The sequence below is a fragment of the Oxynema aestuarii AP17 genome (assembly GCF_012295525.1).
GTDB classification, from domain to species: domain Bacteria; phylum Cyanobacteriota; class Cyanobacteriia; order Cyanobacteriales; family Laspinemataceae; genus Oxynema; species Oxynema aestuarii.
In genome coordinates, this window is record NZ_CP051167.1 from 4,162,430 (window position 1) to 4,178,595 (window position 16,166).

Sequence of the window (16,166 nt, forward strand, 5' to 3'; positions counted from 1 at the left end):
GCCAGAAGTGAGACTTTACCTGGCGGCAACGGTGGATGAGTACCGGGCTTACTGCAAAGCTCTAAGCTATGTGGTCATTGGACACTGGCCGGAACTGGTTGCAGCAAAAAGCTTCTGTGCGGCAGTAGAAAAGCTCATTCATCGCACCAGCAAGAATCGAGATCCGAAGTATCTCTATTTTGGCAAGCGGTTCTACAAATTCCGATCCTACCTACGTCGTGCTGCTATCAAGTTTGTAGAAGGACAGGTCTCTTCCTATCTGACTCGATACCGAGAATGGCAGTCAGGAGTTCGGAAGCGTCGGGATGCTAAGCCACCTGTCTTTAACGTAGATGCTGAATGCTATCGGGCCCTCTACAAAGGACAGTTGGTGAAGTTCGATGCTCACCTGCTGGTGGCCTGGATTAAGGTTTGGAATGGCTCTGATTGGGTCTGGGCAGAAGTCCCGATTGTCAGCAAACGGCATCGGCATCTAATCGGCTCAATCAAGTCTCCCTACCTAGTACAGCCTGGCAGAAATCAACCAAGTATTCAGGAGATCAAAGGCTTACCAGTATAGTTCCACTTGAACGGCTTAGCCATAGTGCGATTGAAGTAGTAGATCAACTCGATAATTTTCTGCTTGAGATGGGCGGGACTGGTAAAGCTAGAGCGTCGGAGTAGCTTACGAACCAAGATGCTGAACCAAAGCTCAATTTGATTGAGCCACGAGCAATGCTTAGGCGTGAAGTGGACGACCAGTCGATGATTGGGTACGCTCAAAAAAGCCGCGCGAGTGGCCATTGAGCGCAAAATGCCCGAGCGCCCTTTTACACCTAAGTCAATGGCTTGAGATTCGAGTTGGGCGGCGAGCCGAACCAGGGAGGCGGACTGATGGGTGTTGAGACAGTCCATCACCAGATGAACTTTAGGAGCCTGGGGGCATTGAGCCAATAATTGTCGGATATGGGCTTCAAAATCGGCCTCGGTGCGGGTGGGGCCGACCGTAGCCAGGTCAACTTCTCCCGTAGCCACATTGAAGGAGGCAATGAGAGTTTGGGTGCCATGGCGGATATATTCAAACTCGACTTGGGTACAGCGCCCCGGTTTCATGGGGATGTCGGGCATCCTCCTTTCGAGTGCTTGAATTCCCGTCATTTCATCCACGCTAAAGGTTAACTCCCCTTGTTCGGCTCGAGCTATGGCTTGTTTGTAGAGCTGGCAAATCTCTTGGATTTTCTCGGGCAAGTCTGGGTCGGGGGGGGTGGAGCCAATAGTGGCTCTGGTGGGGTTTGAGTTCGGCTTCCTCTAGCAGTCGTCCCACATGACGCGGACTGATGCTCTCGACAATTCCTTGCTTGACCAACTCGTCGGCGAGTTCTGGAGCTGTCCAATGGCTAATCGGTCGCCCGTACTGTTCGGGGGGCGCACAAGCCAGTGCATAGAGTTGAGTGATTTGTTCGAGGGTAAACGTCGGCGGCGTCCCCGGACGCGGGGCATCCTGTAGTCGCTCTTCAACGCAGCTTTCCCCTTGACTCATTTCCAGCCAACGGAAGCGAGCGCGCCGACTCATCTCTTTGCTAATCCCTAGCTCTCGCGCAATTTCCCCATGTCCTTTGCCTTGGTCAGCTTGCAAAATGATCTTCCCCCGTAAAGCCATCTGCTGTGAACTCTTCCGACGCCTAAGCAATTTTTCTAATTCACTGCGCTCGGCTTCGCTCAAGCTAATGGGGGAGGCAGCTAGTCTAGGCATTGCAGAGAAATCCTTTTCGCGCTCTCTTTTACATAGTAAGCTCATTTCTGCCAGGCTGTACTAGAGCCCTTCGATGACACCAACTCATTTATCAAATAGAGAATTGCTGGAGATTGCGGGGGAATCACGCGGCGATCGAGGATTCTTGCGGACTTTGCTAAACTAATCGGATTGCCGGGTTCTCGCACGCACCGCGTCCGCCAGAGGATCCGGATCGAGCGTTCAACCGATCGATGGGGAAATGGGCCAATGATTCAAACCCGTACACGTCAGGAAACCTTAAAGCCAGAGAATTTAAAGCAGGAAAACTTAAAAGTTATTGCCCGGTTGTTGCAAGAACGCCTGCATTTAGAACTGCCCCAGCGCTTACCCGTGCGAATTCAATGTGCGCTTCACCACGGACAACTGCTGGTGCTCGCGGAACATCGGCCCGGGGTACGCGCCCAAGTTGGCGAAACCTTTGAAGCCCTGACCCAGGCGATCGCCGCCTTGATTCCCGATCTGGCCGAAGATCTCAAACTCTACTTGAGAGTCGCCGGGCACGAGCGCCCTTATGCCTTTGAAGCCTTGCGGTCCACCTCGGGGAAACCCGCCGCCGAGACGACTCCGGACGAGGATACTTCTTTGCACTCGCCCGGGGAAGACCCGTTGGCAGACAGATCCGATGAAAGCGAAGACGAAGAAAGCGCGATCGCCCTCGCCGTCAGCGCCTTTCCACCGAATCCGTTCGACGAACTCGCCCTCGACCCTCAAGATGCCGAGCAGATCGCGGTCCGACCGCAACAAAAACGGGCGAGAAAGCCCGCGCCGCCGTGGCTGGTGCCGTTGTCCGCCTCGATCGTCACGGCCCTCGTGGCGGGGGGCAGTGCCTTTTACGCCCTCAGTCGGCCCTGCGCGATCGGACGATGCGAACTCATCGATCGCGCCGAACAGTTGAGCCAAGGATCCGCCGCCGAACTGCAGGCGGTCGAGTACAAACACCAATTACTCGACATTCACGAAAAACTCGACAAAGCGACGACGATGCTCGAACGGATTCCTTCGTGGTCCGGGGCGAGCGATCGCGCCGCGACCTTGATTAGAAGCAACCGCGTCCAACTCGACGGCATTACCGAAGTCGTCGCCGCCCTCGATCGCGGCTTGGCGACTGCCGAAAGCGCCAAAAATCCGCCGCATTCCGTCGAGATCTGGCAGGACGTAGCCGCCGGGTGGGACGAGGCGATCGCCCAACTCGAAGCAGTTTCTCCGGACAGTCCGGTGTACCCGTTTGCCCGGGAAAAATTGCAAGAATATCGCCAAAACCGCACGGCGATCGATCGCCGCATCGACAACGAACGACAAGCTCAAGCGCAACTTCAATCGGCGCAATCGGCGGGTCAAGTGATTAAAGCCCGTCAAGGGGTCGCCCAGACGACGGGAAGTTGGGAACGGATTATCGCCAGTTGGGATGAGGCGATCGCCCAATTGGAACGGATTCCCGACGGCACCACGGCGGTTCGACAAGCCCGCCAATTGATTGCCGCCTACCAAACCGAAGCGACCCGCGCCCGCGATCGCCTCTACGAAGAACAACTCGCCCAAAACGCCTACGATCGCGCCGTTCTCGAAGTCGATCGCGCCGAAGGCTTCCAACAGCAAAATCAATGGACCCTCGCCGTGGAAGCCTGGACGAATGCCAGCACTTACCTCGAACAAATTCCCCTGGGAACCTACCCTTACGCCAAAGCAGCCAAATTAGGCAAAACGGTCAAACCCGCCCTCGCCGAAGCTCGGGAAATCCTCGACCGGGCGATCGCCCGCCAAGACGCCGATGCGGCCCTCAAGAAAACCTGCTCGGGGTCGGTGGAAGTTTGCGCTTACAGCGTCTCCGATCGCGTCTTGCGCGTCCAATTGCAGCCCGATTACCTCAGTGAAGTTCGCAAAACCGCCACCACTGCCGATCGCACGGGCAATCCTAAAGTCCGAGCCGACCTAACCGAACACGTGCAAACCCTGCAAAACGCCTTAGAAACCATTAGCGACAATACCCAAATTCCTTTAGAACTCTACGATCCTTACGGCGCCCTCCTCGGACGCCATACCCCGCGCTAAACCAACTCAAACCGTCTAAAAAGTGCCTAAAACTGTTGCAACTGGGCCTCGTCGTTGAAAAATTTCCCGGCAATTCCCCGGGTCACTAACAACGCCGTCAGCAGGTTGACACAAGCCAGCATGAACATAATCAAAATCTGATAAGCTGCCGCATTGAGCGGCTTGACGCCACTGAGCAACTGTCCGGTAATAATCCCGGGTAAAGTCACGATTCCCACGACCATCATCGCGTTGAGGGTCGGAATCAGTCCGGCCCGGATCGCTTCGCGACGATAGGAGGCGATCGCCTGTTGGGGGGTCGCTCCCAAAGATAAATGGGTTTCGATTTCAATTTGGGTATTGTTGAGTGTCGTCGCCAGTCGTTCTCCGGCGATCGCCGCCGCATTGGTCGCATTGCCCAAAACAATCCCAGTCAGGGGAATAATATAGTGAGGATCGCTCCAGGCTTGCGGCTCGCGCAAGACGACCAGATTGACATAGGTCATCGTCAGCGCACTACTGAAACAAATCGACCCCCACACCATCGGCAAGACGTTGGGGAGTTTATTGCCGATCCGATTTTTGGCAACAATCGAGGCGATCGTCAACATGACCGCCAACACTGCCAAAATTGCCCAGGGATTTTTCCACTCGAACACCGCCTCTAAAAAAGTACCGACGACGAGCAACTGAACCACCGTCCGCGCCGCCGCTAAAGCGAGTTGTCCTTGCAAACCCAATTGCTGCCAAATTGACAGGGCGATCGCCACGGCAATCAAGCCTACAGATAATCCTAAATCGAGCAGATCGAGTTCGATGCGTTCCATAGAGGGGAAGGTTAGAAGGGACTAGGGAGGAGGCAATCTTGTCAGAGGGAACAGGGGAAAAGCAGGGAAAAGAAACATTCCCAAGCCTGTGCTGCGCTCAAGCCTGTGGTGCGCTCAAGTTGAGCGCGTCCTCGAATACGATGGGGCAATTTCGCGAGACAATCGAAACAGGCAGTCACGCTGGATGGGAGTGAGGAATGAGTAAAATACCCCCGATCGACTTAGCACGAGAATACCAAACGATCCGCCACGAGATCGAAGCCGCCGTCGGAGATGTTTTAGTCTCCGGACAGTATATCGGCGGTCCACAAGTGGCAGAGTTTGAGGCAGAATTTGGGACTTACGTGGGAACGTCCGAATGCGTGGCGTGCAATTCCGGGACGGATGCCCTTTATTTGGCCTTGAGGGCCCTCGACGTCGGCCCGGGGGATGAAGTGATTACCTCCCCGTTTACCTTTTTCGCTACGGCGGAAACGATTTCGTTAACTGGGGCCACTCCCGTGTTTGTGGATATTGACGAAACGTTTAATCTCGACGCGCAACAAGTGGAGGCGGCGATTTCTGAGAAAACGCGGGCGATCGTTCCGGTGCATCTATTCGGTCAACCTGCGGATATGACCCGGTTGGGGGCGATCGCCGCATCCCATCAGTTAGCCATTGTCGAGGACTGCGCCCAAGCGACGGGGGCGCGCTGGCAGGGTCGGCCCGTGGGCAGTCTCGGAACGGTGGGCTGTTTTAGTTTCTTTCCGACCAAAAACTTAGGGGCCTTTGGCGATGGCGGTGCGGTGACGACGAACGATCCGGCGATCGCCCGGCGCATTCGGCGCTTAAAAGACCACGGAGCCAGTGCGCGCTACTATCACGAAGAATTGGGGGCTAACAGTCGTTTAGACGCCTTGCAAGCGGCAATTTTACGGGTGAAATTACGCTATCTCGACGGTTGGAATGCCCGACGACAGGCGATCGCCACCACTTACAGCCAATGCCTTGCGGCGGTGGACGCGATCGCGGTTCCTTCGGTGCGCGCCGGGGCGATCTCGGTCTGGAATCAGTACACCATCCGAGTTCCCCAGTCCCGACCGTCCCAAAATACCGACAACGGGGGAGCGATTTCGACGCGCGATCGCCTCCAAGGCTCCCTGCAAGAATCGGGGATTGCCACGAGCATTTATTACCCCTTTCCCTTACACCTACAACCCGTTTATCGGCATTTAGGGTATCGAAGCGGCCAACTGCCTCTCGTCGAGCGTATCTGCACGGAAGTCCTATCCCTGCCGATGTTTCCGGAACTCTCCCATCCCGAACAAGATCGAATTATCACTGTAGTGAAAGACGCGCTCTCTCAACTGGGCGACCCTCAAACCCTGCCCTCGTGACGTTCTCCCGACGCTGACCTATGCGCTTCGCGCAGGCTTCGCCAACGGTACAGCGCGGGCTTCACCGGATCGCTCCAGCGACTACCTGCTTCGTTCGGTCTTGTCTAGGCAATGCCCCCGACAGAACCCGTCCACAGGCGATTTCATCAGCCGTGAGACCCACGACTGAGAGGCCACGATTGCGAATAACTTGAGCGCTGGCAACATCTCTGGGCTTGATGGAACCGCATTCACCGCAATGGTGAATGCGGTCTTTTAGTTCCTTGCGGACTTGAGCCCCACACTCAGGGCATTCCTGGCTGGTGCCTCTAGGATTGACCTTGCTGTAGTAGACACCACGCTTCCAGCACACCCACGGCAGCACAATGTTGACGAACTGACCCAAGCCAGCATCAACCATCTGTTGGCCAAGGAAGCCCTTAGCGAGTGTCCTGAAGTCCAAGTCTTCAACAAATATTATCCCGGCTCGATCGCAGAGATGATGAGCCAGCTTAAACTGCCAGTCCAGACGGTAATTCGCAATATTTTCGTGAACTCGACCGATCCGCTCGATTAACTTGAGCCAGTTTTTCGACCCCTTCTGCTTCCCTTTTAGCCTACGTTGCAGCGATTTCAGCTTGCGGTGCAGCTTATTGAAGAAACGAGGACGAGAAACCTGCTCGCCATCAGAGGTGGATAGAAAATACTCCAGACCCACATCCAGCCCCAGGGCATGACCTTCTGGCGGGATGTCGGGTACATCAACGTCAGCTTTTAGAATCAGCATGGCGTACCAGCCTGAATGTTTCCGCACGACCCGAACAGCTTTTAGAGCAAAGCCCTCTGGGATGGGGCGATGCAAGTTGATAGGCACCTGGCCGATTTTTGGCAGCTTAATGCTGTTGCCATCAATCGCCTCACCTTTGATCTGCGGAAACAGAAATGACCGCATCCGACCAAATTTCTTGAACCGAGGAAACCCAGTTCGCTTTTGGTGGAATGCGACGAAAGCAGCATCAACCCTCCCCATGACATCCTGAAGCACCTGAGAATGAACCGCTTTGAGTTCAGGATTGGTTTTCTTAGCTTCAGTTAACGCCTTTTTCTGACGGTAGTAATTGGGATAGGGGGTGTCGGCTGGAATGATGTACTCCTTCTGGAGAGTGCAAGCATTGACCGAGCACTTCCGACTGTCGATCCAGTCCTTGCGCTCTCCGACCGCATAGTTGTAGACCTGGCGGCAAGTCTCCAGCCAATTCAGCATCTGGAGTTCTTGTTCGAGATCTGGGTAAATCCGGTATGAGTAGGTCAATACAAGCATGTAGGTATTATAACTTAGGAGAAACAGCAATGTTCCCTAGAAAATCGCGAAAGAGTATGGCGACTGCGTTCCACTCCATCGCCTCGGCTTTCATCCCGATACTCACGCTTCGCGTAGAGTGCGGGGCTTCCCGCCGATTAAGCTAAAGGTCGCCGGGGGGTTGTCGATCGTGTATAGTTTTATCTCATTGAGTTAAGAAAATGATACAATCAAAGACAGAAGAACCCCAATAATAATTGCAAATTAAATCCACTCCTACAATTTAGAGGCGAAAAAAGGCGTGAGTTCTCATCCACTTGCTCGACTCCGACGCTACGATCCCGAAGCGATCGCGAGCTATTACCGCTATCGTCCCTGGAAAGTCATTTGGCGAACCCTCGTTGCCTTCTGGTATTTTGCCAGTTTTGTTTTAGGCTTGAAATGGGATGAATGGCGCGATCGCGTCGAGAACAACAAGGGCAAACGGGCCAGACAACTGCGAGACATCCTCACCCATCTCGGACCGACCTTTATCAAAGTCGGACAAGCCCTTTCCACCCGACCGGATCTCGTTCGCAAAGACTTCTTAGAAGAACTGGTCAAACTTCAAGATAAACTCCCTCCCTTCGATACCCCTCTGGCGCGATCGATTATCGAACGGGAACTCGATCGCCAGATCGAAGACATCTATGCCGAATTCTCCGAAAACCCCGTAGCCGCAGCCAGTTTGGGACAAGTTTATAAAGCCCGACTCCACGGCGGCGAAACGGTGGCGGTCAAAGTCCAACGCCCCAACCTCAAACCCACCCTCGCCCTCGACCTCTATATTTTACGCTTGGCGGCCCGGTTACTGCGGCCCTGGCTGCCCCTCAATTTAGGTCACGATCTCGCCACGATCGTAGACGAATTCGGGATCAAACTGTTTGAAGAGATCGACTATCTCAACGAAGCGCGCAACGCCGAAAAATTTGCCGCTAACTTTAGCGAAAACCCCCAAGTCAAAGTCCCGCAAATCTATTGGCGCTATACCAGCAGCCGCGTTTTGACCCTCGAATGGATCGACGGGTTCAAACTGACAGGAATGCAAGAAATCGAAGACGCGGGCATCGATCGCAACGCCGTCATCGAAATTGGCGTCACCAGTGGCTTGCAACAGCTCCTAGAATTCGGTTTTTTCCATGCGGATCCACACCCGGGTAACCTATTCGCCACCCGGGATGGCAGTATGGCCTACATCGATTTCGGCATGATGGACCAACTCGACGAGCAGACGAAAGAAAACCTCGTCGATGCGGTGGTTCATTTAATCAATAAAGACTATCTGGATCTGGCGCAAGATTTTGTCAAATTGGGTTTTTTAACCCCAGAAACCGACATTTGGCCGATCGTTCCGGCTTTAGAAGAAGTGTTGGGGGATATTGTCGGTCAAAGCGTCCGGGAGTTTAATTTTAAAACCGTCACCGATCGCTTCTCCGAATTGATGTACGATTACCCGTTTCGGGTTCCGGCTAAATTTGCCTTAATCATTCGTTCCGTGGTCACCCAAGAAGGGCTGGCCCTGAGCATCGATCCGGAGTTCAAAATTGTCGATATTGCCTATCCTTACGTGGCGCGGCGCTTACTGCAAGGGGAATCGCCGCAACTGCGACGGCGCTTGTTAGAAGTGCTGTTTAAAAACGGTAAATTCCAATGGCATCGCCTGGAAAACATGATCGCGATCGCCCGTTCCGACGGCAACTTCGACTTGTTACCCACCGCCGGACTCGGCTTGCAATATTTACTCTCGGAAGAAGGGGCCTTCTTGCGGCGCCAACTGTTACTGGCCCTGACCGAAGACGATCGCCTGCATACCGAAGAAGTTCAAAGCTTGTGGAACTTAGTGAAAGACGACCTCAAACCCGCACGCTTGTTCGATGCGGCCCTCGGAGCGATCGCCCACTTGTCCGGGGAAAGTGCGGCAGCTTTACTGCCTTCGGTGGCGACCCTGGCGGCGTTTAAGAGCGAATCTTAGCTCGGAGATCGCCCCCCGACGGCCATAACGCGCTACACTGCTCGATCGTCGAACCCCGACGGTTTGACCGTAACCGTTAAACCTAAAACTCAAGCTAAAACAAGGAGTCTTCGTGTCTATTTTTCCCGAACCGCCCTACTTTCTCCTCCTCGCCAGTCTGCTGGCGGGAATCGCTTCCGGGGTGGCGTTCAAAGCTGCTCTGGAACAGTTTGTCAGACAGTGGTCGCGCGATCGCTCTAATTTAACTCTTTCGCGAGACAAAGGCTGGGAACTGCAACTGCCGTTTTTAGGAATGGCGGGGGGAATTTGCGTCTTCCTCGCCTCGGGGTTGCAAATTTTTGGTTTTCCGACCAATTTCTCCTATATTGCTTCTTTACCGCTCACGGTTCTCACCGCTTGGTTGGTTTGGTGGCAACTCGGCAAGTTGTTAGTGGAACTCGAACGCGGCGGATCTAAAGCCCTCGACCTCGACGGTTTCGTGTAGGAAAAAGGGGAGAGAACGGCGGGCGCGATCGCGGTCGAGGGCTCGCCGAGTCGCCCGCCTGCCGCGATCTGCCGCTTCAGTCGAGCCAATTAATATCGTTTTTCGCCAACGGATCCGGCAGCACCTTGTCCGACGGCCCCGGGCGCCGGGGAATCAGGGCGATCGCCCCTTGCGAGGGACCGGGCGATCGGTCTTTCACCTCGTCGAGTTCGTGCTTTAACTGTTCGTTTTCTTCAGCTAAATGCAGGGCGTCCGCTTTCGTTTGTTCTAAATCTCGATTCAGTCTTTCCGCGTGTTTTAAATCGGCTTTGAGTTGCTTGACTAACTCTTTTTGTTCCGCAAGATCGCTTTTGAGCTTGTCCCGTTCTTTTTCTAATTTAGAATAACTTTTCTCGGCAGTTTTAAGGTCGCCTTGCAGCTTTTGAATTAAGTTTTCTTGTTCTTCTAACCCAGCTTTTAATTCGCTTTCGGCTTGTTGCCAGCCTTCGCGAGCTAGGCGATCGCCTTGTTGTAAACTCTCTTCTAACTCTTGGGCGCGCTGTTGTTCGTCTTTTAGTTTGCCTTCGAGATCGGCGATCGCGCGATCGTAAACTTTTTCATTTTCCAGAGCTTCTTGTAACGCCGTCTTCAACTCGGTGACGGCAGCTTTCAAGGCTTCGGGATGGTCGCCGATCGCTTCAACCGACGCCGTCGCCTCCGAGGAAGCTTCCGTCTCTCCGGATTGCGGCGATCGCCCGGCTTCTTCTCGAATTAAATCGGTCAAACGCTTCTTAGCCATCAATTCCTCCAGTCTCGCTGTAATTCATTGGCTACCCGGCGGTAATCCGCCTCCGCTTCTTTGGCATTTTTGCCCCGCCACCGACCGATGGGCAATCCTTCGAGGGCCGCTCGTTCGTGAGCTTTATACGATCGCACGAACGCATGACACGCGGGAATTCCCAACTCCAATAACGTATTCTGCGCTTCCAGTGCTTCCTTGAGACTGCGCGAATCGACGCGGGTCAACAAAACCCGATGGGCCACCCCGACAGGCATGACAGCTTCGCGAACCGTATCGATCAGCGCCGCTAAATCCATCGGCGCCGGAGGGGTCGGCAACAGTAAATAATCGGCACAAGCGACGACGGCGGCTAACGCTTCCGAACGTAATGCGGGGGGGGTATCTACTAAAATCAGATCGTAGCCTTCAACCTGGCGCAAGCGCCCCAAGAGCTTCGGATCGCTTTCTTGAGCGATATCGAAGTCCAAATCGCGATCGCCGCGCTGCACCCACCAGGTCGCGGATCCTTGAGGGTCGGAATCGACCAGTAACACCCTATACTTAGGGGCTAAAGCCGCCGCGAGGTTGACGGCGGTGGTAGTTTTGCCGACGCCGCCTTTACCGTTGGCGATCGCAACCACTCTCGACGGGTGTTGTTGGCGACGGGCAGAGGGTTGGGCGGGAGATGTTCTGGGCAAGGCTACGAATCCTTCAATGCATGGGAGGCGATCGCTTTCAATATACCGCTTTATCGGGGCGTTTCCCCGGTGGATCTGGCAAGCGATCGTCTCGGCGCCTGCGTTTTCAAATCTAAACCCATTCACCGAAGATGACGCGATCGCGACCTCCGTTCGTTTCCGCCCAAGACCACCCCCTCGGCGTCCGCCGGGATTGGATCTGGCGGGGCTATCAAATCCGCTATACCTACATCCGATCGCGCCGACGGCGATCGCACAGCCTGCCGATCCTGCTGCTGCACGGGTTCGGTTCGGCCCTGGGTCAGTGGCGCGCCAACTTGCATCCCTTAAGCGAAGATCACACCGTCTACGCCCTCGACTTCCTCGGGTTCGGCGCTTCCGAAAAAGCCTCGACCCATTACCGAGTCGGACTGTGGGCCGATTTAGTTTACGATTTTTGGCACAACTTCATCGGACGCGAGGCGATCGTCGTCGGTCACTCCCTCGGATCCTTAGTCGCCTTAACCGCCGTCGCCACCTATCCCGAAATGGCGCGAGGGCTGGCCCTGCTGACCTTACCCGACCCGCAACCGCGCCAACCCCCGGCGTGGGCGCGCGCCTTAGAACGCTTTTTCTCGTCGCCGATCTTGCTGTGGCCCTTGTTTCAACTGGTCCGCCAGCCCGGATTTTTACGCAAAGTTTTGCGAAGTCTCTACACCCGGGACGAATTGGTCGATCGCGAATTGGTCGAGTTATTTGCAGCCCCAGCGCGCGATCGCGGCGCCTTGGAAGTCTTTTACCGCCTGTCTTTATCGCGCAACGATCCGGACTACAGCCCCGACGTGGCGGAATTACTCTCGCCCTTAACTTTGCCGATCTTGTTAATTTGGGGAGAATCCGATCGGGTGATTCCTTTCGCGGGAGCCAGTCGGATCGTACCGTTAAACCCCCGGATAAAATTAGTGTCGGTTCCCGACACCGGACACGTCCTTTACGACGAACGACCCGAAGCGGTCAACGACGCTATTTTAGGCTGGATTGACGGAGAAATGCGATCGGCGCGTTCTCAATAAAAACGGGCAATCCGCCGTTAGCCCAGGGACGCCGTAGGCGTTAGGGGTCGCTAAGGGCAACGCGCTGCCGTCGGACGCCAATTTTCGGGACAATTGCGTTAAAAGGTGTTGCGTTCGCGCCGTCAACCGAGACAATCGCGCGGATCTCGGCTATCAATAGATCTATGTTCCCCGCTCTAAGTTCCGTCGTCCGATCGCCGGAACCCCGGCGGCGAAGCGCGATTCTCCTGGGGAGACCCTGCGCGAACGCATCTACTCCATTCGTCCCGGCGAGCCAGTCGATCTCGCGGCAACCTCAGAAAAAGCCGCGCGTCCTCTGGGATTGTCCTGCGGGTTAAAATGTTTAAATTTCTACCTAAAGTTTCTTAAACTCACTCACTTTTTATGCTATGATAGAGATTTGAGTAATTTTAGAAAGATTGAAGCCGCAAAAATCGCGGATTTCACCATCTCCATTGTTTTCTGCTAGTCTTTATGGTAATTGAAGTTAGCCGAACAAAAAGATTGTTTAGGAGTTAAAAAAAGTCAGTGAAAGGCTTTAAGACCAAGCTAGACTTAAATAACCGACAACGAACGCTGATGGCGAAACATGCAGGAGTCGCTCGACACGCTTGGAATTGGGGACTGGCTACCTGTAAGAAAATATTAGAAACCGGAGGTAAACTCCCGAGTGCCATAGACTTACACAAAAGATTAGTCGCCGAGGTAAAAAGTCGGAATCCTTGGTACTATGAAGTCTCCAAATGTAGCCCTCAAGAAGCGTTGCGTCACCTCAATAAAGCGTTTAAGCGAGTTGGGCAAGTCAAAGGAACAGGTTTCCCCAAGTTTAAAAAAAAGAATGTCAAAGATAGTTTTTACCTGGAAGGAAGCATTAAAATTTCCGGTGATTGGGTAAAGCTACCTCGGATCGGTTGGGTAAAAAGCCACGAACAGTTACCGCCAGTCTATCCCAAAAACGTCACCATAAGTAAACGAGCAGGGGACTGGTATATTGCCTTCAAAATTGATTTTGAACCATCCCCCCAACCCCCCTTTGAAAGGGGGGCGAAGGGGGATAGGGAGCGGATTGGGGTAGATGTAGGAATTAAAAGGCCACCCTGAGCGATGGTAAAATCTATCCCAATCCGAAAGCTTATCGTCAGGCCAAGAAAAAACTGGCCAAACTCCAGAAAGAACTAAGCCGCCGTCAAAAAGGAGGTAAAAACCGAGAAAAAACTAAAGTCAAATTAGCTAAGGCCCACCGACGCATCGCGGATATTAGAGCCGACCATTTACACAAGTTAACAACTTACTTAGCCAAGAACCACGGCGAAGTAAAAATTGAAGACTTAAATGTGTCAGGGATGCTCAAAAATCACAAGCTGGCTGGTGCGATTGCGGATGGTGGGTTTTATGAGTTCCGTCGTCAACTTGAGTATAAATGCGAGTGGTATGGGAGCAAATTAACATTGATTGACCCGTGGTATCCCAGTTCGCAGATCTGTTCTAACTGCGGACACCAACAAAAAATGCCACTGGACCGAAGACAGTATGATTGTCCGAACTGTCACGCCTCCATAGATCGTGACTTAAATGCGGCAATTAATCTAGAAAACGCGGAGAGCTCAGCCGTGTAAGCAAGCGTGATGGAAAGGTCTTGGAAGATCCAAGCTAGGAACTAAACATCAAATGATTAAGTTTGAGTAAGTTTTAGAGAGCGGTTAGAGTAAACTACCTTTGAACTCGACTGAACTTGACCGCAGCCGAAGGGCAGCGCGATCGCGATCGCCGGGCCAACCGATCGACACCCAACGCAACACCCCTCTAAATTGGGGAGCAGGTCGAACCCAGCGCGTTTCCATCCATCAAACGAAAAACCTCATTTAAAATCTAAAATCGGGCTTGAGGAGTACCTAGGAGGAGTCAAGAGAATGATCGGCTACAGCACCACAGCGCAACCGTCGATGCTCAATCTGGCGAGGGAGGGAAATTTTCGGGCGATCGCCTATTTAATCAACAGTTATTTAGCTCCTCAAGGCATTTACGCCCGGGTTCAGCCCGTCAATGGCGGCTGTCTGCCCATTCGCTTGGAATTTCAAACCCTCCCCGACCGCCAGGATCTGTACGTGCAACTGCGCGAAAGCCTGATTAAATTTATTTGCCATCACATCTGGCGGCTCAACTCCGAGGCGATCGACGGGGTTCGGATCGTGGCCACCTGGGCCAATCCCTTAGCCCGAGAACAGCCCAATATTTTATGGAATCAATCGATTCGGATCGTCACCCCCGCCAACCAGCAACGACGGCTTAAATATCTCAAATACTTGCAAGCCGGAGTGAAAAAAGCCGCCGAATGGTTGAATTTCAAGCTGTTGCGGGTCTGCTTGCTCGCCGGAGGGGTAGCGGTGGCGTCCTTCGCGATCGGGTTTGCCCTCAGTTACGCCGACCTCCGCCACAAAGCCTTAGACCACTCTTCCTCCTCCGGCGATCGAGCCGCGAACGAATCCGGGCGACCGATGACGGTAAGCGCCGCGTTAGAAACGATTCCGGTCACCCGACACGATGCGGTACTCGACCCGACCGATCCGACGGTGACCCTGATGTTTGGCGGCGACGTGACTCTCAGCGACGGGTTTGAAGATCTGATCGGGAACGATTATGCTTGGGGCTTCGACCAAATGCCGGAATACCGCGATGCGGATGTGGCGATGGTTAATTTAGAAGGAACGCTGACGAAAGCGGACACGATCCGCCCGAAAGCGTTCAATTTTAAAAGCGATCCGGCAATGGTGGAAGTACTCGAACACGGCGGCGTCGATCTGGTCAATTTGGCGAACAACCACGCGATGGACTACAACGGGCCGGGATTGCAAGAAACCCTAGAGACCTTGGCGGGGGCGGGCATTCACGCGGTCGGTGCGGGGATGAACCTGACCGAAGCCCGACGACCGAAGATCGTGGAAGTGAAGGGTCAGCGTATTGCTTATTTCGGCTACTATACGGGAGATTTTCACGCGGCAGTGGGGGAAACGCCGGGGACGAATCGGGGGTTGAAGGAACGGATTGCGGAAGATCTGCAGGCGGTTCGCGATGAGGTGGAATGGATTGTGGTGAATTTCCATTGGGGGGTGGAGTTGGCGAATTATCCGGATGTCTGGCAAACTCAGCTCGCCCGTTACACGATCGATCGAGGGGCCGACGCGATCGTCGGACACCATCCCCACGTGTTGCAAGGGGCGGAGATTTACAAGGATCGTCCGATCGCCTATTCGTTAGGGAATTTTATTTTTGGGGGCAATGCGCGCAGCGATTACGATACGGCAGTATTGAAGATTGCCCTGCGCGAGGGTCAAATGAAGGTGGAATTTCTGCCCGTGGAGGTTCAGAAGTACCAACCGCGCGTCGTCACCGGGGAACGCAGCGATCGCATTCTCCAACAGATCGAAATGCTCTCCGGGAGTTTCGAGCAACCGATGGTTTCGCCGATGATTCTCGAAGGGCGCCACGGCACTACGACGGCGGCGGCGAGTCCGGTGCAGGAGTCGGCAGCACCGAAGTCAGAAGAGGAGGTCGCGGGCGAAGCCCCGGGCGATCGCACAGCGTCTTTGGAGGAAAATCCCCCGTCGGAAGCCGGACGAGCCGAGGGGGAAAGCTTCGACGTGTCGCCGTTTACGGCGGCAAGCGAGGCTGAGGAACTGACGGCGGCGGGCGATCGCCCCTCCGACCGGGAAGCCGCAGAAGCCTCCGGGCGCGGCTCTCAAGCCGGGTTGGTCGTCGCTACGGCTTTGGCGGTGGGCGCCCTCGGCGTGACCACCACTGCGATTCGGCAGAAAAAAATCGAACCGTCTGCTTTCGCGAAAACCAACGGCAGAAGTTAGTAGCATTACCGGACGCAAGG

Annotated in this window: 13 protein-coding genes and 1 pseudogene; 8 read left to right on the forward strand and 6 right to left on the reverse strand. The window is 54.3% G+C overall.

Annotated elements, in window-relative coordinates:
- The first annotated feature begins 7 nt into the window (after window positions 1-7).
- Entirely contained in the window at window positions 8-559 is a 552-nt protein-coding gene (locus HCG48_RS16860; RefSeq protein ID WP_210437061.1) for a hypothetical protein, read from the forward strand.
- On the opposite strand, the gene HCG48_RS16865 is transcribed toward HCG48_RS16860, so the two are convergent.
- Together HCG48_RS16865 and HCG48_RS16870 are read right to left on the reverse strand one after the other, a co-directional pair.
- Complete coding sequence (locus HCG48_RS16865; RefSeq protein ID WP_246259601.1) at window positions 532-1,227, reverse strand: transposase; 696 nt, start codon at window positions 1,225-1,227, stop codon at window positions 532-534. The two genes, HCG48_RS16860 and HCG48_RS16865, sit on opposite strands and share 28 nt — an antisense overlap.
- Complete coding sequence (locus HCG48_RS16870) at window positions 1,148-1,732, reverse strand: helix-turn-helix domain-containing protein (protein ID WP_168570195.1); 585 nt, start codon at window positions 1,730-1,732, stop codon at window positions 1,148-1,150. Before HCG48_RS16870 ends, HCG48_RS16865 begins: the two co-directional genes overlap by 80 nt.
- Window positions 1,733-1,981: 249 nt before the next feature.
- Here HCG48_RS16870 and HCG48_RS16875 point away from each other — a divergent pair, with 249 nt between their 5' ends.
- Complete coding sequence (locus HCG48_RS16875; protein WP_168570196.1) at window positions 1,982-3,823, forward strand: hypothetical protein; 1,842 nt, start codon at window positions 1,982-1,984, stop codon at window positions 3,821-3,823.
- A 26-nt stretch (window positions 3,824-3,849) separates the two neighbouring features.
- Here the strand turns inward: HCG48_RS16875 and HCG48_RS16880 are convergent, their stop codons facing one another.
- Window positions 3,850-4,629 carry an ABC transporter permease gene (locus HCG48_RS16880; RefSeq protein WP_168570197.1) on the reverse strand — a complete coding sequence of 260 codons (780 nt, stop codon included), beginning with the start codon at window positions 4,627-4,629 and terminating at the stop codon, window positions 3,850-3,852.
- A gap of 197 nt (window positions 4,630-4,826) precedes the next feature.
- Between HCG48_RS16880 and HCG48_RS16885 the strand changes: the two genes are divergently transcribed.
- Complete coding sequence (locus tag HCG48_RS16885) at window positions 4,827-6,005, forward strand: DegT/DnrJ/EryC1/StrS family aminotransferase (protein WP_168570198.1); 1,179 nt, start codon at window positions 4,827-4,829, stop codon at window positions 6,003-6,005.
- Window positions 6,006-6,066: 61 nt separating this feature from the next.
- On the opposite strand, the gene HCG48_RS16890 is transcribed toward HCG48_RS16885, so the two are convergent.
- A complete protein-coding gene (locus HCG48_RS16890; RefSeq protein ID WP_168570199.1) occupies window positions 6,067-7,305 on the reverse strand; it encodes an RNA-guided endonuclease InsQ/TnpB family protein in 1,239 nt (412 codons plus the stop codon).
- 280 nt (window positions 7,306-7,585) lie between these two features.
- On the opposite strand from HCG48_RS16890, the gene HCG48_RS16895 reads away from it, so the two are divergent.
- Window positions 7,586-9,295, forward strand: coding sequence for an ABC1 kinase family protein (locus HCG48_RS16895; RefSeq protein ID WP_168570200.1), 1,710 nt, complete (start codon window positions 7,586-7,588; stop codon window positions 9,293-9,295).
- Between the two features lie 112 nt (window positions 9,296-9,407).
- Window positions 9,408-9,779, forward strand: a complete 372-nt coding sequence (locus HCG48_RS16900) for a hypothetical protein (protein WP_168570201.1) — start codon at window positions 9,408-9,410, stop codon at window positions 9,777-9,779.
- A gap of 76 nt (window positions 9,780-9,855) precedes the next feature.
- Here HCG48_RS16900 and HCG48_RS16905 read toward each other — a convergent pair whose 3' ends face one another.
- The gene (locus tag HCG48_RS16905; protein ID WP_168570202.1) at window positions 9,856-10,557 is read right to left on the reverse strand and encodes a hypothetical protein; all 702 of its coding nucleotides are present in this window, start codon (window positions 10,555-10,557) and stop codon (window positions 9,856-9,858) included.
- A complete protein-coding gene (locus HCG48_RS16910) occupies window positions 10,557-11,237 on the reverse strand; it encodes a ParA family protein (RefSeq protein WP_210437062.1) in 681 nt (226 codons plus the stop codon). Before HCG48_RS16910 ends, HCG48_RS16905 begins: the two co-directional genes overlap by 1 nt.
- A 131-nt stretch (window positions 11,238-11,368) precedes the next feature.
- Here HCG48_RS16910 and HCG48_RS16915 point away from each other — a divergent pair, with 131 nt between their 5' ends.
- The 3 genes and pseudogenes from HCG48_RS16915 (at window position 11,369) to HCG48_RS16925 (ending at window position 16,146) form a co-directional block, all read left to right on the forward strand.
- A complete protein-coding gene (locus HCG48_RS16915) occupies window positions 11,369-12,289 on the forward strand; it encodes an alpha/beta fold hydrolase (protein ID WP_168570203.1) in 921 nt (306 codons plus the stop codon).
- 579 nt (window positions 12,290-12,868) lie between these two features.
- Window positions 12,869-13,905 (forward strand): annotated as a pseudogene (locus HCG48_RS26890) (RNA-guided endonuclease InsQ/TnpB family protein).
- A gap of 294 nt (window positions 13,906-14,199) precedes the next feature.
- Complete coding sequence (locus HCG48_RS16925) at window positions 14,200-16,146, forward strand: CapA family protein (protein ID WP_168570204.1); 1,947 nt, start codon at window positions 14,200-14,202, stop codon at window positions 16,144-16,146.
- Window positions 16,147-16,166: the final 20 nt, after the last annotated feature.

Bases quoted from the DNA above. Each gene is read 5' to 3' on its own strand.
- HCG48_RS16870 (WP_168570195.1), bottom strand. From the start codon at position 1,732: ATGCCTAGACTAGCTGCCTCCCCCATTAGCTTGAGCGAAGCCGAGCGC.
- HCG48_RS16875 (WP_168570196.1), top strand. From the start codon at position 1,982: ATGATTCAAACCCGTACACGTCAGGAAACCTTAAAGCCAGAGAATTTA.
- HCG48_RS16880 (WP_168570197.1), bottom strand. From the start codon at position 4,629: ATGGAACGCATCGAACTCGATCTGCTCGATTTAGGATTATCTGTAGGC.
- HCG48_RS16885 (WP_168570198.1), top strand. From the start codon at position 4,827: ATGAGTAAAATACCCCCGATCGACTTAGCACGAGAATACCAAACGATC.
- HCG48_RS16890 (WP_168570199.1), bottom strand. From the start codon at position 7,305: ATGCTTGTATTGACCTACTCATACCGGATTTACCCAGATCTCGAACAA.
- HCG48_RS16905 (WP_168570202.1), bottom strand. From the start codon at position 10,557: ATGGCTAAGAAGCGTTTGACCGATTTAATTCGAGAAGAAGCCGGGCGA.
- HCG48_RS16915 (WP_168570203.1), top strand. From the start codon at position 11,369: ATGACGCGATCGCGACCTCCGTTCGTTTCCGCCCAAGACCACCCCCTC.
- HCG48_RS16925 (WP_168570204.1), top strand. From the start codon at position 14,200: ATGATCGGCTACAGCACCACAGCGCAACCGTCGATGCTCAATCTGGCG.